This is a genomic window from Streptomyces sp. NPDC006602 (genome assembly GCF_042870385.1).
In the GTDB taxonomy this organism is placed as follows: Bacteria; Actinomycetota; Actinomycetes; order Streptomycetales; family Streptomycetaceae; genus Streptomyces.
Genome location: NZ_JBIAHG010000001.1, coordinates 636684 through 652026 on the forward strand (window position 1 = coordinate 636684; position 15343 = coordinate 652026).

Annotated in this window: 16 protein-coding genes; 14 read left to right on the forward strand and 2 right to left on the reverse strand. The window is 70.1% G+C overall.

What is annotated here, in order from left to right; all coding sequences use genetic code 11:
* Positions 1-21 precede the first annotated feature (21 nt).
* From ACFYO2_RS02915 to ACFYO2_RS02935, 5 genes are read left to right on the forward strand one after another with little or no spacing between them, the layout of a single operon-like run.
* Positions 22-582 (forward strand): NADH-quinone oxidoreductase subunit J, encoded by a 561-nt coding sequence (locus ACFYO2_RS02915; protein WP_388343112.1) that lies wholly within the window; start codon positions 22-24, stop codon positions 580-582.
* On the forward strand, positions 579-884 hold the full coding sequence (locus ACFYO2_RS02920) for an NADH-quinone oxidoreductase subunit NuoK (RefSeq protein ID WP_388343115.1): 306 nt from the start codon (positions 579-581) through the stop codon (positions 882-884). Before ACFYO2_RS02915 ends, ACFYO2_RS02920 begins: the two co-directional genes overlap by 4 nt.
* Entirely contained in the window at positions 881-2728 is a 1848-nt protein-coding gene (locus tag ACFYO2_RS02925; protein WP_388343118.1) for an NADH-quinone oxidoreductase subunit L, read from the forward strand. Before ACFYO2_RS02920 ends, ACFYO2_RS02925 begins: the two co-directional genes overlap by 4 nt.
* Positions 2729-2732: 4 nt before the next feature.
* Complete coding sequence (locus ACFYO2_RS02930) at positions 2733-4238, forward strand: NuoM family protein (RefSeq protein ID WP_388343121.1); 1506 nt, start codon at positions 2733-2735, stop codon at positions 4236-4238.
* Complete coding sequence (locus tag ACFYO2_RS02935; protein ID WP_388343123.1) at positions 4235-5641, forward strand: NADH-quinone oxidoreductase subunit N; 1407 nt, start codon at positions 4235-4237, stop codon at positions 5639-5641. The genes ACFYO2_RS02930 and ACFYO2_RS02935 overlap by 4 nt, the downstream gene beginning before the upstream one ends.
* 39 nt (positions 5642-5680) lie before the next feature.
* Here ACFYO2_RS02935 and ACFYO2_RS02940 read toward each other — a convergent pair whose 3' ends face one another.
* Complete coding sequence (locus ACFYO2_RS02940) at positions 5681-7195, reverse strand: MFS transporter (RefSeq protein WP_388343126.1); 1515 nt, start codon at positions 7193-7195, stop codon at positions 5681-5683.
* A 68-nt stretch (positions 7196-7263) separates the two neighbouring features.
* Here ACFYO2_RS02940 and ACFYO2_RS02945 point away from each other — a divergent pair, with 68 nt between their 5' ends.
* The 3 genes from ACFYO2_RS02945 to ACFYO2_RS02955 all read left to right on the forward strand — a co-directional run bounded on the left by ACFYO2_RS02945 (position 7264) and on the right by ACFYO2_RS02955 (position 9816).
* Positions 7264-7926 carry a TetR/AcrR family transcriptional regulator gene (locus ACFYO2_RS02945; RefSeq protein WP_388343129.1) on the forward strand — a complete coding sequence of 221 codons (663 nt, stop codon included), beginning with the start codon at positions 7264-7266 and terminating at the stop codon, positions 7924-7926.
* Positions 7927-8466: 540 nt separating this feature from the next.
* Complete coding sequence (locus ACFYO2_RS02950; RefSeq protein ID WP_388343964.1) at positions 8467-9540, forward strand: sugar ABC transporter substrate-binding protein; 1074 nt, start codon at positions 8467-8469, stop codon at positions 9538-9540.
* An 84-nt stretch (positions 9541-9624) separates the two neighbouring features.
* The gene (locus tag ACFYO2_RS02955) at positions 9625-9816 is read left to right on the forward strand and encodes a hypothetical protein (protein WP_388343132.1); all 192 of its coding nucleotides are present in this window, start codon (positions 9625-9627) and stop codon (positions 9814-9816) included.
* A 249-nt stretch (positions 9817-10065) separates the two neighbouring features.
* On the opposite strand, the gene ACFYO2_RS02960 is transcribed toward ACFYO2_RS02955, so the two are convergent.
* Complete coding sequence (locus ACFYO2_RS02960; RefSeq protein ID WP_388343135.1) at positions 10066-10245, reverse strand: hypothetical protein; 180 nt, start codon at positions 10243-10245, stop codon at positions 10066-10068.
* Between the two features lie 18 nt (positions 10246-10263).
* On the opposite strand from ACFYO2_RS02960, the gene ACFYO2_RS02965 reads away from it, so the two are divergent.
* The 6 genes from ACFYO2_RS02965 to ACFYO2_RS02990 all read left to right on the forward strand — a co-directional run bounded on the left by ACFYO2_RS02965 (position 10264) and on the right by ACFYO2_RS02990 (position 15337).
* Positions 10264-10749, forward strand: coding sequence for an FAD-linked oxidase C-terminal domain-containing protein (locus ACFYO2_RS02965; protein ID WP_388343137.1), 486 nt, complete (start codon positions 10264-10266; stop codon positions 10747-10749).
* A 330-nt stretch (positions 10750-11079) separates the two neighbouring features.
* Positions 11080-12189, forward strand: a complete 1110-nt coding sequence (locus tag ACFYO2_RS02970; RefSeq protein WP_388343140.1) for an aliphatic sulfonate ABC transporter substrate-binding protein — start codon at positions 11080-11082, stop codon at positions 12187-12189.
* A 40-nt stretch (positions 12190-12229) separates the two neighbouring features.
* On the forward strand, positions 12230-13027 hold the full coding sequence (locus ACFYO2_RS02975) for an ABC transporter ATP-binding protein (protein WP_388343142.1): 798 nt from the start codon (positions 12230-12232) through the stop codon (positions 13025-13027).
* Positions 13014-13940, forward strand: a complete 927-nt coding sequence (locus ACFYO2_RS02980) for an ABC transporter permease (RefSeq protein ID WP_388343145.1) — start codon at positions 13014-13016, stop codon at positions 13938-13940. Before ACFYO2_RS02975 ends, ACFYO2_RS02980 begins: the two co-directional genes overlap by 14 nt.
* 346 nt (positions 13941-14286) lie before the next feature.
* Complete coding sequence (locus ACFYO2_RS02985) at positions 14287-15075, forward strand: GntR family transcriptional regulator (protein ID WP_388343148.1); 789 nt, start codon at positions 14287-14289, stop codon at positions 15073-15075.
* A 34-nt stretch (positions 15076-15109) separates the two neighbouring features.
* The gene (locus ACFYO2_RS02990) at positions 15110-15337 is read left to right on the forward strand and encodes a ferredoxin family protein (protein ID WP_016437651.1); all 228 of its coding nucleotides are present in this window, start codon (positions 15110-15112) and stop codon (positions 15335-15337) included.
* Positions 15338-15343: the final 6 nt, after the last annotated feature.

Consider the following 15343-nt stretch of genomic DNA (forward strand, 5'->3'; position numbering starts at 1 on the left):
AGAGCGAGGTGTCGTACGTAAATGGATGTCGCGGTGTTCTGGATGCTTGCCGTCCTCGCGGTCGTCAGCGGCGTGATGGTGTTCCGCTTCGACTCCATGGCCCGGGCGACGTTCTCCCTGTTGACCTCGCTGCTGTGCGTGGGCGGTCTGGTCGTGCTGCTGGGGCTGGACTACCTGGGGATCGTCATCGTGCTGATGATGACGATCGAGATGGCCATCATGGCGGTCTTCATGGTGATGTACATGATGAATCCGGCCGGGCTGATGCCCATGACGATGATGCACAACAAGAAGGGCGCGGCCGTCGTCTGCGGCCTCGTCTTCCTGCTCCTCGCCGCCGGGATCCTGTTCGCGCCCTGGCCCGCCCGGCGCGGAAAGGCGTCGGCCGATCCGACCATGGACCTCGGCATGTCCCTCATGGGTCCGCAGATGCTGACCATGATGACGCTGGGCATGGCCCTGTTCGCGACGATCGTCGCGACCGTGGTGCTGGCCACCCGCCGGGGACGGTACGACCGGCTCGGCGACGACCTGCGGGCGCGGCGCGCGGACGATCCCGTACGAGGCGGTGTCGGCCGGTGACTCTGGAACTGTTTCTCCTGCTCGCCGCCGCGCTGTTCTGCGTCGGGCTCTTCGGAGCACTCACGCAGCAGTCGATCGTGATGCTGATGATGGGCCTCGAACTGATGCTGGGCGGGGTCATCCTGGGCGCCGGGGCCGTCTGGCACTACGTCGCTCCGGCGGCGGCCGACGGGCAGGTGCTGATCGTCCTCGCGGTCACGGCCATGGCTCTGGAGATGGCGATCGGGTTCGCCGTGGTCACCGCCCTGTTCCGGTCGCGCGAGATCGACATGACCGACATGGCGGCGGAGTTGAAGGAGTGAGCACCCTGCTGTGGGCGCTGGTCGCCCTGCCGCTCGGCACCGGGGTGCTGCTGCTCGGCGTGGGGCGTCGGGCCGATCGCGCGGCGCCGGCCGTGGCTCTCGCCGTAACCGCCGCCGCCCTGGGTCTCGCGATCGCCGCGGCCTTGCGGCACCCGGCCGTACGGGCGCCGTTCCTCGACGGACTGCCGATGCGGTTCGCCGTGGACGGCCTGTCGGGGGTACTGGTGATCACGGTCACCGCCGTCACCCTGGCCGTACTCCTCTTCAGCGCGGCGGAGTTCGGCGCCGACGAGGCCCGGGCGCGCTTCTTCGGCCTGATGCTGCTGTTCGCCGGGAGCATGCTCGCCACGGTGACCGCCGCGACCCTGCCGGTCCTGCTCATGGGCTGGGAGGTCATGGGTGCCACCTCATGGGCGCTGATCGGCTACTGGTGGCGGGACCCGGAGCGTACGAGCGCGGCCGACACCGCGTTCCTCACCACCCGTACCGCGGACCTCGGTCTGTATCTGGCGGCGGGCGCGGCCCTCGCGAGCGGCCAGGACCCGACCCTCTCGCTGGACGGCCTGGCACGCGCCGCCGACCCGTGGCTGTCCTTCGTCACCGCGGGCATCATCGTCGCCGCCCTGGGTAAGTCCGCCCAACTGCCCTTCAGCTTCTGGCTGTCGAAGGCCATGCAGGGACCGAGCCCGGTCTCCGCGCTGCTGCACTCGGCGACGATGGTCGTCGCGGGGGCATACCTGCTGCTGCGCACCGGACCGCTCCTGGACGCCTCCGGCTGGGGCGACGACGTCGTCGCGTGGACCGGCGCCGCCACCGCGCTCTGCCTCGGGCTCGTCGCCGTGGCACAGACCGACCTCAAGCAGCTGCTGGCGGCGTCGAGTTGCGCGCAGATCGGCTTCATGGTGCTGGCCGCCGGTGCCGACGCGACTTCCGGCGGCACCCTCCAACTCATCGCCCACGCGGCGGCGAAGAGCCTGCTCTTCCTCGCCGCGGGCGCCTGGCTCACGGCACTGGGTACGCAGCGGCTCCCCGAGCTGCTCGGCGCCGCCCGCCACAGCCGGACCGTCGGCGTGGCCTTCACCGTGGCCGCGCTCTCCCTGGCCGGGCTCCCGCCGCTCTCGCTGTGGGCCGCCAAGGACGTACTGCTGGCGGGAGCCCTGGAGCGCAGCCCCTGGCTGTACACCGCCGGGCTGGCCGCCGCCCTCCTGTCCGCGGTCTACAGCGCCAAGGCCCTCTGGTACGTGTGGCAGCGCGCAATGCCACGGCCCGACGCCCGCCGCATCCCGGGTGGTGCGGTGCCGCCCCTGCTCCTGCTGGCCCTCGCGTGCGTCGCACTGACGCCGTTGGCGTTGCCTCCCCTCCGTGACAGCGTCGGCCGCGTACTCGCCCATCCCACCCAACCGGACCCACTCGCTTGGGAGTTCGTGCTCTCCGGAGCTCTCGCGCTCGTGGCCGCCCTCGCCACGTGGGCCTGGGGAGCCCATCCGCTGCCCCTGCCCGAGCGGGCGAAGTCCGCCCTCGCGGACTGGCTGCACCTGGAGCGCGCCGCGCACATCCTCCTGGTCACCCCCGCGATGCGGCTCGCGCACGTGGCGGCCGCGTTCGACGACCGGGTCCTGGACCGGGCCGTCGACGGTTCGGCCGCGGCGGCCCTACGGTTCGCCCGCTGGACGGACGGCGTCGTGGAGCGTGCCCTCGACGGGACGGTCACCGCCCTCGCCGCCGGCACCCGCGCGCTCGGCCGCTGGTCCCGCCTCCCGCAGACCGGCCAACTGCACCAGTACCTCGCCCAGGCCGTCGCCGCCTTCACCGTCCTCGCCGTCGTGCTCGTCCTCGTGAGGTGACCCCTTGTTGACCGCCCTCGTCTTCGCGCCCACGGCCGTCGCGCTGCTGCTGTTCGCACTCCCCCGCCGTACGACGCCGGCGGTGTTCCGCGCCGTCTGGGTGGCGGTGTCCGCCGCCGAGCTCGCTCTGGTCGTCGCCCTGTGGGCCGGGTACGACTCCGGCGGCGGCATGCAGTACGAGGAACGCGCCCGCTGGATCCCGAGCGCCGGCGTCGGCTACCACGTCGGCGTCGACGGGCTCTCCCTGCCGCTGCTCGCCCTCACCTGCCTGCTCTTCCTGGCCTGCGCGCTGTACTCACTGCGCGAGAACCGCCGTGTCCGCGAATTCGCCGCGCTGTTCCTCTTCCTGGAGACCACCTGCCTGGGGCTGTTCGCGGCCCTCGACCTGATCCTGTTCTTCGTCTTCTTCGACCTGTCCATCGTGGCGATGTACTTCGTCATCGCGGGCTGGGGCCACCGGCACGCGGCCCGCGCCGCGCTGAAGTTCTTCCTCTACACCTTCGTCGGTTCCCTCGCCCTGCTCCTCGGCTTCATCGGCCTGTACCTCGCCGCGTCGCCGCACACCTTCGACATGGTGGAGCTGACCGAGCGGAACCCGCTCGCCGGGCGCTCCGTCTACGGCGCGCTCGTGCTCCTCGCGGTCGTCGTCGGCCTGGCGGTGAAGACCCCGACGGTGCCCTTCCACACGTGGCTGCCACCCGCCCACGTCGAGGCGCCCGCCGCCGGCTCGGCCATCCTCGCCGGGGTGCTGCTGAAGATGGGCACGTACGGTTTCGTCCGCATCGCCATGCCCATGCTCCCCGGGGCCTGGCGCCGCTACGCGATCGTCCTGGTCGTCATCGGCGTCATCTCGGTCCTCCACGGGGCCCTGGTCGCGCTCGCCCAGACCGACTTCAAGCGGATGGTCGCCTACACGTCCGTGAACCACATGGGCTACGTCGTCCTCGCGGTCGGCGCCGCCGCGGCCACGGCGGACAGCTCCGAGCAGGCCCGCTCCCTCGCCGTCACCGGAGCGGTCACGCAGATGGTCAGCCACGGACTGCTCACCGGCGCGCTGTTCCTGCTCGCCGGGGTGCTCTACGAGCGCGGACGGACGTACGACATGGCCGCCTACTCCGGACTCGCCGCCGCGGCCCCGGCCTTCGCGGCCCTGACCGGCGTCGCGGCCTTCGCCTCCCTCGGGCTGCCCGGGTTCTCCGGCTTCATCGCCGAGTTCCAGATCTTCACGGGCAGCCTCGGTCCACGACCCGTGGCCACAGCACTCTCGGTGCTCGGCATCCTGCTCACGGCCGGACTGTTCCTGCGCGCGCTGCGGCAGGTGCTCACCGGGCCACTGCGCCTCCCGGACGCGCCGGGCACGCCCCGCGTGTTCCCCGACATCCGCACGCACGAGGCCCTGGCCGTCGTACCCCTGCTCGTCCTGGCCGTCGTCCTCGGTGTGGCACCACGCTTCCTGCTCGACGTCATCGAGCCGGCCTCCCGGTCCGTCCTGGAGCTGCTGGCCCGATGACCGAGATGAACGAGAACCCGCTCGACCTCCTGCCCGAGGTCCTGCTCGCCGCGTCCGCCGTGCTCGGACTGCTGCTCGGCTCCTGGCTGCCGCGCGCCCGGCAGTGGGCCGTCGGACTGCTGGCGGCCCTCGCGTGCGCGGCGGGGATCGTCGCCGCCTCGGTGGCCGCCGCCGAGCCCGCCACGACCGCGTTCGGCGACGCCTTCACCGTCGACCCGGTGACGAGTACGTCCCGGATCGTGGTCCTCGGCGGCACGCTCCTCGTCCTCGCCCTCTCCTTCGGCCCCCTGCGCGGGGACCCGCGGGAGAGCGAGTTCTACGTCCTGCTGCAACTGGCCGCCCTGGGCGCGCTGATGATGGCCGGAGCACAGGACCTGCTCCTGCTCGCCGCCGCGTACCTGCTGGCGAGCATCCCCGCCTATACCCTCGCGGGATTCCGCAAGGACGGGCCGGGCACCGAAGCCGCCCTGAAGTACTACGTGATCGGCGCCCTGCTCGGCGTACTCCTGCTGACCGGGATCACCGTCCTGTACGCCGCCGGGCGCGGCACCGGCTACCCGATGCTCGGGGACGCCTTCCGCGACGCGCCCGAGGCACTGCTGGCCACCGGGGCGATCGGGCTGCTGGCGGGCGTGCTGTTCAAGGCCGGCGCCGTGCCCGCGCACTTCTGGGTGCCCGACGCCGTGCAGGGCAGCAGCCCTCCGGTGGCCGCTCTCCTCACGACCATTCCGAAGATCGGAGCACTCGCCGCGCTCTTCCGGCTCGGTGAGTCGGTCTTCGCGGACAGCACGCTGCCCTGGCCCGCGCTGGTCTCCGTCCTCGCTGCCGCGTCCATGACGCTCGGCAACCTCGGCGCGTTCTTCCAGCAGGACGTCAAGCGGCTGCTCGCCTACTCGACGATCAGCCAGGTCGGTTACCTGCTCATGCCGGTGGCCGTCGCCGGACGATCTGACCTCGCCCAACAGGCGCTGCTGTACTACCTCGCCGCGTACACGGTCACCAACCTCGGCGCCTTCGCCGTCGTCTGTGCCCTTCCGCGTGCGCGGACCCTGGACGACTACCGAGGACTGGCGGCAGCACGTCCGCTGCTCGCCGCGAGTCTGGTCGTCTGTCTCCTGGGGCTGGTCGGCACTCCGCCGACAGCGGTCTTCCTCGGCAAACTCGAGGCGTTCAGCGCCGCGTTCGACGGCGACTACGCCTGGCTCGCCGCCCTGGCCGCCGCGAACACCGTGGCCTCGCTCTTCTACTACCTGCGCTGGATCGTGCCCGCGGTCTCCCGGACCGGGGCGCCGGGGCCTGTCGAGGGTGACCGCGCGGCCCGCGTCGTCGCGTACGCGGCCACCGCGGTCTCCCTCGGACTCGGCCTCGCAGGCGGCCCTGTCCTGGACGCACTGGCGGGGTGACGGCTCTCTCCCTTGAGGGCACAGCTGTCCACCGGCCCGTCAGTGGGCCATGACCGGCCCTTGCGCCGGATCCGGCCGCCCCGCGGGCAACAGCAGCGCACCCACGGCGGCAACCACGGCGGCGATGATCGCGCACGCGGTGAAGGCGTTGTCGAAACCGCCCGTTCCCGCCACACCCGCACCCACACCCGCGCCACCGCCACCGCCACCGCCCTCCAGGCTCGCCCCGGCGATGGTCGAGATCACGGCGACGCCGAGCGCAGCGCCGAGTTCGTGCGAGGTACTCACCAGACCGGAGGCCAGGCCCATGTCCTGGTGCGGCAGCCCGTTCATCGCGGCCGTCGTGGCGCAGACGAAGGCGGTACCGAGGGCGAGCGACAACAGCGCGAACCCGGGCACGAGGTCCGTCCACACGTCGCTGTCCGCATCGAGGCGGGTCAGCAGGGCGGCACCGACAGCGGTGAGCGCGAAGGCGACCACGCCCACGGGACGCCAGCCCAGCCGAGCCACGAGGTGAGAGGCCGCGTGCGCCCCGAGTGTGATGGCGACGGCGACCGGCAGGAAGACGAGCCCCGTCTTCAACGCGCTGAATCCGAGGACGTGTTGGACGTAGAACGAGCTGAGGAAGAAGCTCGCGATGAGCAGCCCGGACGCGGCCAGCATGACCACGCTCCCACCGACGAGCGTGCGCCGCGCGAAGATCGCGAGCCGTACGAGCGGTTCGCGCACCCGGCGCTCGACCACCACGAAGGCGACCGCCGACAGCAGGGCACCGAGCAGCGGCAGCCAGGCTCCCGGCGCGTCGAAGCCGTGGTCGCGGGCCTGGACCAGTCCGTAGATGAGCAGGCCCGGCGCGGCCGTGAGGGTGAGCGCACCCGGCAGGTCGAGCGAGCCACCCGCGCCTGAAGGAGCCACCAGGTCACGGGAGTTGCCGAGCAGCGCCGGCACGCCGAGGAGCGCGACCAGCCCGACCGGCACGTTGATGAAGAACACCCACTCCCAGCCGGGCCCGGAGACGAACACGCCGCCCAGCAGTACTCCCACGGCGGATCCGGCGCCGCCGATCGCGGCCCAGACGCCGAGGGCCTTGTTGCGGTCGGGCCCGTGGAACAGGGCCGTGACGAGGGCCATCGCGGCCGGCGACATCAGCGCCGCGCCGACACCCTGTGCCGAGCGCGCGACGATCAGCATCTCGCCGCCGACCGCGAGCCCGGAGGCGATGGACGCGGCGGTGAACACGGTCAGCCCGGCAAGGAAGGCACGCAGCTTGCCGACCGCGTCCGCGAGCCGCCCGCCGAGCAGCAGCAGGCTGCCGAAGAACAGGGTGTACGCGGTGACGACCCAGGTGAGCCCCGAGCCGTCGAGGCCGAGGTCCTCACCGATCGTCGGAAGGGCGACGTTGATCACGGTCACATCCGCGATCAGCATGAACTGGGCGAGGCAGAGCAGGGCCAGCAGCCGCCACCGCTGCGGATGCTCGGCCGGCACGCCGGCTCCGTGCGTGCGCCCCTGCTGGTGCGGATCAGGATGAGAGGTTTCCGGTACATGAGTCATGAACTGAACAGTACAGTTCATTCGAACTGAACTCAACCGTTCAGTTCAGTTGGAGCTAGGATACGGTCATGAACCACGAGGCAGCGGCCGGCGCCAAGCGCCCCCCTTCCGGAGCGCGCGCCGAACAGAAGCGGGCGGCGATCATCAAGGCCGCACGCGAGACGTTCCTCAAGGAGGGCTTCTCGGCCGGCATGGACCTCATCGCCGCGCAGGCAGGCGTGTCCAAGGTGACCGTCTACAACCACTTCGGCAGCAAGGAAGCGCTGTTCACCGCCGTCATCGCCGACGCGCTGGACGCCCCGCTCGGCGGCACCCTGGTGCCCGCCATGGATCAGCTCGCCGACACCGACGACCTGCGCAAGGCCCTCACCGAGGCGGCCCACGCCTGGGTCAGGGCAGTCCGCGAGAACCCCGACGTCCTGGCCATGCGCAACCTCGTCGCCCGCGAGCTGCACCGCTTCCCCGACCTCGGCGCCGCCTGGCAGCACCAGGCCCCCGCAGGCCACCACCCCGCCATGGCCGGCGCCCTGGAACAACTCGTCGCCAAGGGCCGACTCACGATCCCCGACATCGAAGTGGCCATCATCCAGCTCTACTCACTCCTGCTCTTCCCGCACCTGGTCTTCAGCACATACGGCACGGAACCCAGCACGGACCTCACCGACCGACTGATCGCACACGGGGTGGAGATGTTCCTGGGCCACTACTCGTACCGGCCGACCGAGGCGTGAACGCCGTTGGCGGAGCCCATCGGGGCCGTTGGGAGAGCCCATCGGGGCCGTTGACGGACACCGCGGAGCCGAAAAGCAGCATCGGGATGCCCGGGTCCAGGTCCAGGGCGGCCGCGGAGAGCGACGGCCCGTCAGTGCAACGTACTCGCGCTGATGGCAGAGGAATTGGCCAAAGCACCATCGTCGAGCGCTCGTTGCCACGGACCGCACAGTGCGCAGGCTCGTCGGCGGCTTCTTTCACGAAGCCCGAGCTGTCGCCGGCCGACCAGGTGGACTGGCAAGTGCGGCCTGTTCTCCCGCACTTGGGGACCGCCGGCCGACGAGCCCGCCCCGGCCGACGGACCTGACCCCGCCGGATGTTCCGTGTGATTGCTGTTGCGATCTCGTTAACCGGAACACTTGACGCTGAACGCGCTTACGCGTTGGCTTTCACCACCTGGCCGCCAGGCTGCTCTCGAGCCCCGGAAGGCACCTGCAGTGAACGCTTCACCCATCCTCCGCTCCGCCGCGCGTCGTTTCCCCGTTGTCGTGGCCGCTTCCATGTCGGCCCTGTTGCTCGCCGCGTGCGGCACCATCGAGGACATCGCCGGCAGCAGCAGCTCCGTGAGCCCGCACAAGGGCGAGGACATCACGGTGGGTCTGCTCCTGCCCGACAAGGACACGAGACGCTTCGAGAAGTTCGACTACCCCCTCATCAAGGAACGGGTTGCCGCCCTCACCAAGAAGAAGGGCACGGTCCGCTACGCCAACGCCGGTGCGAGCGCGGCCAAGCAGAGCCAACAGTTCCAGGAGATGATCGACGCCAAGGTGGACGTGATCCTGGTGGACGCGGTCGACGCCAAAGCGATCGCGTCCGACGTCCAGAAGGCCAAGGACGCGGACATCCCCGTCATCGCCTACGACCGGCTCGCTCAGGGGCCGATCGACGCGTACGTCTCGCACGACAACGAGCTCGTCGGCCAGGTGCAGGGCCGCGCCATCGTCCAGGCACTCGGCGACAAGTCCAAGACCAGCAAGATCGTCATGATGAACGGCTCCCTCGCCGACCCGAACACGGCACTCTTCAAGCAGGGCGCGCACAGCGAGTTGGACGGCAACGTCATCATCGCCAAGCAGTACGACACCAGGGAGTGGCTGCCGTCGGTCGCCAAGGCGAACATGGCGAAGGCGATCCAGGCCGTCGGGCTCGACAACATAGCCGCCGTCTACTCGGCCAACGACGGGATGGCGGGTGCCGTCATCGACGCGCTGAAGGAGGCCGGAGCGAGCAAGATCCCACCGGTGACCGGACAGGACGCGGATCTGGCCGCACTGCAACGGATCGTCGCCGGCGAGCAGTACATGACCGTCTACAAGCCGTTCCTCCTGGAGGCGGACAACGCCGCGGAGCTGGCCGTGTCCAAGGTCCAGGGCCGCTCCCTCGAATTCGACGCGCTGACCCCCGACACCGTCGCCAGCCCGACGGAGAAGGACATCCGGTCCAACCTGGTCCAGGTGGTCGCCGTCACGAAGGACAACATCAAGGACACGGTGATCCAGGACGGCGTCTACACCGTCAAGGACATCTGCACGCCGGAGTACGCGGCGGACTGCGCGGAGATCGGGCTGCGGTAACGAGAACCTGTGTGCGGGCGAGGCACCCCGCCGAGGCCCCAGCGCCGGGCGACATCCTCGGGCGCGCCAGGCGGCCGTGGGCACGTGCGGGAGGCGGTCGCCCGGCATCCGGGCGCCGGGTCCGCCGGAGCACTGCGCGGCGCTGCTCCGGGGCGGGGGCGCGGCTACTTCCGCAACGACCTGACGCACTTCAGCCCCGACCCCATCACCGATGCCCAGTTACTCCCCGCGCAGGGGCTCCTCGAACTGTTGCGTTCAGTGGATCCGCAGGTCTGATCGTCACGTCGATTCCTGCGGATCTCCATTCCTCCGGACGTGACTCGGCCGGCTGCTTCAGCTCAACAGCAGACGTCGGTGACGCCCAGCGAGCGGCATGCCCGGCTGAAGAAGGCCCGAGAGCCGGCTGAGAAGGCACGTCCACCGTCCCTCCCTGCGCACCGTCCACCCCGTCGAGGAGCCGTGGTTCGCGCCCCGGAGCAGGGCGGTCGGCACTTCGACGGGTTTCCCACCCCAGTCCGTTTGCTGTCAGCGGTTGGTTCTGCGGGACGTCGTGGCGTAGTAGGCGCCCAGGAGGACGGCGCCCGCTACGGCCACGATCGTGGTGACGGTGCCGGAGGCGAACACGGCGGTCAGGACGACGAGGACCCCGTAGAGGGCGGGAAGGAGGACGTTGGTGTTCTTGAGGGCGCTGGTGGGGGTGGCCATCTCTGCTCCTTGTTTCAAGTGGCTTGGCGCGTCGGGACATTGGGCGGCTCCGATCTTGTCAGTGGCGAGGGGGGAGCGATAGGGCCTGCCAGGACAGCTGCGGACCGGCCAGGCGGGCGAAGAGGCCGTCGGGGTCGGAGAGGAGGGTGGTGCAGGTGCCCTCCTGGACTATCCGGCCCTCGTCGAGGACGAGTCCCGGACGCGGCCTGGCAAGCGGCCGGCGACATCTTCACCTCCGCGCTGCGCCTGGGTGGCACCCTCACCGGAAAGCACGGGGTGGGCACGCTCAAACGGAGCCGGTCCGCCCAGGAACTCGGCCCCGAGCAGCCCGCCCTGCAGCACCGCATCAAGGCGGCCTTCGACCCACACCACATCCTCAACCAGGACAAAGCCCTCTCGGGTGGTGTCGTCGTAGAGCCCGCCGCACGGGAGGCACTCGAGCGGGTCGCCGATCAGTTCCTCGCCGCGCTCGGCGGACGTGTGAGCCTGGAGGCAGCAGCGTGAGAGATCCCGACTGCCTGCGAAAACCGCTGACACGCTGGGCAAATCGCCACTGATCCCGAGGATTGAGACAGTCGCGTCCATCATGTGAACGCCCTCTTGGGGTGGATGCCGCCTTCTGTCACGATCCCTAGCAGCCAGGTAGGAAAACTAGGGATCGAGGGGTGGCCGTGGGTGCGCTCTGCTGTGCGGACCGGGTGCTGCCCGTGCTGACCTCGCGTCGTCACATCGACTTCGGCCGTACGTCCAGCGCTATCTGTCGTCCGGTCTGAGACCTCGGCACGCCGTTCCACACCGCTTCGATCACCCCTTCTTCCCTGAGAGGACACCTCCGTGTCTGCCGCAAGACCGCTCACCACCCTGCGCACCCTCGCCGTCATAGCCGCGCTCCCCCTCCTGCTCACCGCCTGCGGCTACGGCTCCAATTCCACCGATGACGGCAAGCAGACCCCGGCGGCCGCGGCGGGCGCCAAGAAGCTCTCCGCCGACGAAGTGAAGATCGGCTACTTCCCCAACCTCACGCACGCCACCGCTCTGGTGGGTGTCCAGGAGGGCCTGTTCCAGAAGGAGCTCGGCGGCACCACGATCAAGGCCTCGACCTTCAACGCCGGCCCCTCCGAGATCGAGGCGCTGAACGCCGGGTCCATCGACATCGGCTGGATCGGCCCCTCCCCCTCCATCAACGGCTACACCAAGTCGAACGGCAAGAACCTGCGCATCATCGGCGGTTCCGCCTCCGGCGGCGTCAAGCTCGTCGTCAACCCGAAGAAGATCAAGTCCCTGAAGGACGTCAAGGGCAAGAAGATCGCCACGCCTCAGCTCGGCAACACCCAGGACGTGGCGTTCCTCAACTGGATCGCGGACCAGGGCTGGAAGGTCGACGCCGAAAGCGGCAAGGGTGACGTCTCCGTCGTCCGCACCGACAACAAGGTCACCCCGGACGCCTACAAGTCCGGCTCCATCGACGGCGCGTGGGTGCCGGAGCCGACCGCGTCCAAGCTGGTCGCCGAGGGCGGCGAGGTGCTGCTCGACGAGTCGACGCTGTGGCCCGACAAGAAGTTCGTGATCACGAACATCATCGTGTCGCAGAAGTTCCTCAAGGAGCACCCCGACGTCGTCGAGGCCGTGTTGCGCGGCTCGGTGAAGACCAACGCGTGGATCAACGCCAACCCGGACGAGGCGAAGGCCTCCGCCAACAAGGCGCTGGAAAAGCTGTCCGGCAAGGCGCTGCCCGCCGACGTCATCGACCCCGCCTGGAAGTCCGTCACCTTCCTCGACGACCCGCTGGCCCCCACCCTCAACACCGAGGCGCAGCACGCGGTCAAGGCCGGTCTGCTGGACAAGCCCGACCTGAAGGGCATCTACGACCTCACGCTCCTCAACAAGGTCCTCAAGGCCGAAGGCAAGAGCGAGGTCGACAACGCCGGTCTCGGCGCCGAGTAACCAGGAACCGGACCCGATGAGTCCCCAGGAGGTGACGACCATGGCCACCACGATTGCCAAGGCTGCCGAGGACGCCACGGCGGTGACGTACGCCGCCCGTATCGAGCACGTCTCGAAGTCCTTCCCCGCACCGGGCACACCCGGCGGACGGCAGCTCGTGCTGGACGACATCACGCTCGACGTCGCACCGGGCGAGTTCGTCACCCTCCTGGGAGCCTCCGGCTGCGGCAAGTCCACGCTGCTCAACCTGGTCGCGGCACTGGACCAGCCGTCCACCGGCACGATCGCCACGGACGGACGGCCCGCCCTGATGTTCCAGGAACACGCCCTCTTCCCATGGCTGACCGCGGGCAAGAACATCGAACTCGCCCTGAAGCTGCGCGGAGTCGCGGGGCCGGAGCGCCGCGCGGAGGCGGAACGGCTGCTGGAACTCGTACGGCTGCAGGGCGCCCACCGCAAGCGGGTGCATGAGCTGTCGGGCGGTATGCGCCAGCGGGTCGCGCTGGCCCGGGCGCTGGCCCAGGACAGCCGACTGCTGCTGATGGACGAGCCGTTCGCCGCGCTGGACGCCATCACCCGTGACGTCCTGCACGACGAGCTGACCCGCATCTGGAGTGAGACGGGACTGTCGGTGCTGTTCGTGACGCACAACGTGCGCGAGGCGGTACGGCTGGCCCAGCGGGTGGTGCTGCTGTCCTCCCGCCCGGGCCGCATCGCCCGTGAGTGGACCGTCGGCATTCCGCAGCCACGTCGCATCGAGGACAGCGCGGTCGCCGAGCTGTCCGTCGAGATCACCGAAGAACTGCGTGGGGAGATCCGCCGCCATGGCCAGCACTGACACCGGCGTCGACACCGAGGAGGACGGCTCCACGGTGGCTGAGCAGACCCGGGACGCTTACGGTCTGGCAGGACTGGAAGCCGGCCTCGACGCCCTGGACTCGGTGCAGTCCGGCCGTACGCCGCTGCGCGAGACCCTGATGCGCAAGGTCCTGCCCCCCGTCACCGCCGTGGCACTGGTGCTGGTCATCTGGCAGTTGTTGGTGTGGGCGAACGTCGCCCCCGACTACAAGCTGCCCGCGCCCTCCGACGTGTGGGGCGAGGTGCGCGATGCCTGGGTCCAGGGCACTTTGCTCGACTACATCTGGACATCCGTCTCGCGTGGTCTGCTCGGCTTCCTGCTGGCGCTCGCCATCGGTACGCCGCTCGGCCTGCTGGTCGCCCGGGTGGCGTTCGTCCGGGCGGCCATCGGCCCCATCCTGTCCGGCCTGCAGTCGCTGCCGTCGGTGGCCTGGGTGCCGCCCGCGGTGATCTGGCTGGGCCTGAACGACTCGATGATGTACGCCGTGATCCTGCTCGGCGCGGTCCCGTCCATCGCCAACGGCCTGGTCGCGGGCATCGACCAGATCCCGCCGCTGTTCCTGCGGGCCGGCCGGACGATGGGCGCGACCGGGTTGCGCGGGGCCTGGCACATCGTGATGCCGGGGGCGCTGCCCGGCTATCTGGCCGGGCTGAAGCAGGGCTGGGCGTTCTCCTGGCGGTCCCTGATGGCCGCCGAGATCATCGCCTCCTCGCCCGATCTGGGCGTCGGCCTGGGCCAGTTGCTGGAGAACGGGCGGAACAACTCCAGCATGCCGCAGGTGTTCCTGGCCATCTTCCTGATCCTGCTCGTCGGTATCGCCATCGATCTGCTGATCTTCAGCCCGCTTGAGCGGTGGGTGCTGCGCAGCCGCGGCCTGCTGGTCACCCGCTGAACGAACGGATCCCGATCGATACGGGATGCGCGCCCGATGCCGTCAGCCACCGGCGCACACGCACACGGCACCGGCCCGCAGAGGCGTCATCGCCTCACAGCGGAGCCGGTGCTGTCGTGTGCGGAGGAGGCGGGCCCGGCCCGCGTTGGGGCGCGTGGGGAGAGTCAGCCTTGCGAAATCTCGCGCCGAGCGCCTCGTCGGTTCTCGTGGGCCGTAGTCCCCGGCGCTGGCAGATCTTCCCGTCCGTCCGACGAAACCCCAGTTCAGGCGAATATCTGGTCATGTGTCAGGTGGCGCAACACTCCAGCAACACCCCTTTCCCTACTGGATAGGTATGGTCCGAAACATGTCACCCACCGACCGCATCCGAGACCACGCCGGCCAGGGCGCGACCACCGTCGCCGCCCACCGTGCGCGGCGGCGGCTGCGTGCGGACCGGGCACGCCAGCTCGCCGACCTGCTCCGCCACCAGCTCCTGGCCGGGGGGTTCCCGGACGGCGCGCTTCCTCACGAGACGACCCTCGCCACGGACTACAGCGCCTCCCGCAACACCGTTCGCCAGGCCCTCGACCTCCTGCGCGCCGAGGGCCTGGTCGAACGCCTCCCCGGCGTCGGCACGGTCGTCGTGGCCCAGAAGTACCCCCACGGACTCGACCGCCTGATGGGTCTCGCGGAAACCCTGCGCGAACACGGCCATGTCACCAACGAGGTCCGCACCGTGGGCCCCGTCCCCGCCCCGGCCCCGGTGGCCGACCGCCTGCACCTCCCACCCGGCACCGACGTCCTCTACATCGAACGTCTGCGCCGGCTGAACGGCCTGCCCCTGTCCCTCGACCTGACGTACATCCCTCTCGACATCGGCACCGCCCTGCTCGGCGAGGACCTGGAGAACACCGACATCTTCCGTCTCCTGGAGTCCCTCACCGGCCGACCTCTCGGCCACGCCGAGATCAGCCTGGAGGCGGTGAACGCGGACGCCCACTCCGCCGCCGTACTGCAGGCACCGCGCGGTGCGGCCGTCCTGATGCTGGAACGTCTCACGTACCTCGCCGACGGCCGACCCGTCGACCTGGAGTTCATCCGCTTCCGCGGCGACCGCATCTCGATGAGCGGTCTGCTGCACCGGTCCCTGTAAACACCCCCGCTCGCGCACATTCCTGGAGACAGCCATGCCCTTGGCGCCCCAGCGGGCCGACGTGCCCGTGACCATCGACGAGTCGAAGTGCATCGACGGCTGCACGCTCTGCGTGGACATGTGCCCGCTGGACTCCCTCGCCATCGACGACAGCAGCGGCAAGGCCTACATGCACGTCGACGAGTGCTGGTACTGCGGCCCGTGCGCGGCCCGCTGTCCCACCGGAGCCGTCACGGTCAACATGCCCTACCTGCTCCGGTGAAAGGCC

What these genes read in the sequence shown, in the direction of transcription:
- ACFYO2_RS02960 (WP_388343135.1), bottom strand. Translation starts at nt 10,245, where the DNA reads ATGGCCACCCCCACCAGCGCCCTCAAGAACACCAACGTCCTCCTTCCC.
- ACFYO2_RS02945 (WP_388343129.1), top strand. Translation starts at nt 7,264, where the DNA reads ATGAACCACGAGGCAGCGGCCGGCGCCAAGCGCCCCCCTTCCGGAGCG.
- ACFYO2_RS02950 (WP_388343964.1), top strand. Translation starts at nt 8,467, where the DNA reads ATGTCGGCCCTGTTGCTCGCCGCGTGCGGCACCATCGAGGACATCGCC.
- ACFYO2_RS02915 (WP_388343112.1), top strand. Translation starts at nt 22, where the DNA reads ATGGATGTCGCGGTGTTCTGGATGCTTGCCGTCCTCGCGGTCGTCAGC.
- ACFYO2_RS02975 (WP_388343142.1), top strand. Translation starts at nt 12,230, where the DNA reads ATGGCCACCACGATTGCCAAGGCTGCCGAGGACGCCACGGCGGTGACG.
- ACFYO2_RS02980 (WP_388343145.1), top strand. Translation starts at nt 13,014, where the DNA reads ATGGCCAGCACTGACACCGGCGTCGACACCGAGGAGGACGGCTCCACG.
- ACFYO2_RS02935 (WP_388343123.1), top strand. Translation starts at nt 4,235, where the DNA reads ATGACCGAGATGAACGAGAACCCGCTCGACCTCCTGCCCGAGGTCCTG.
- ACFYO2_RS02985 (WP_388343148.1), top strand. Translation starts at nt 14,287, where the DNA reads ATGTCACCCACCGACCGCATCCGAGACCACGCCGGCCAGGGCGCGACC.
- ACFYO2_RS02990 (WP_016437651.1), top strand. Translation starts at nt 15,110, where the DNA reads ATGCCCTTGGCGCCCCAGCGGGCCGACGTGCCCGTGACCATCGACGAG.
- ACFYO2_RS02940 (WP_388343126.1), bottom strand. Translation starts at nt 7,195, where the DNA reads ATGACTCATGTACCGGAAACCTCTCATCCTGATCCGCACCAGCAGGGG.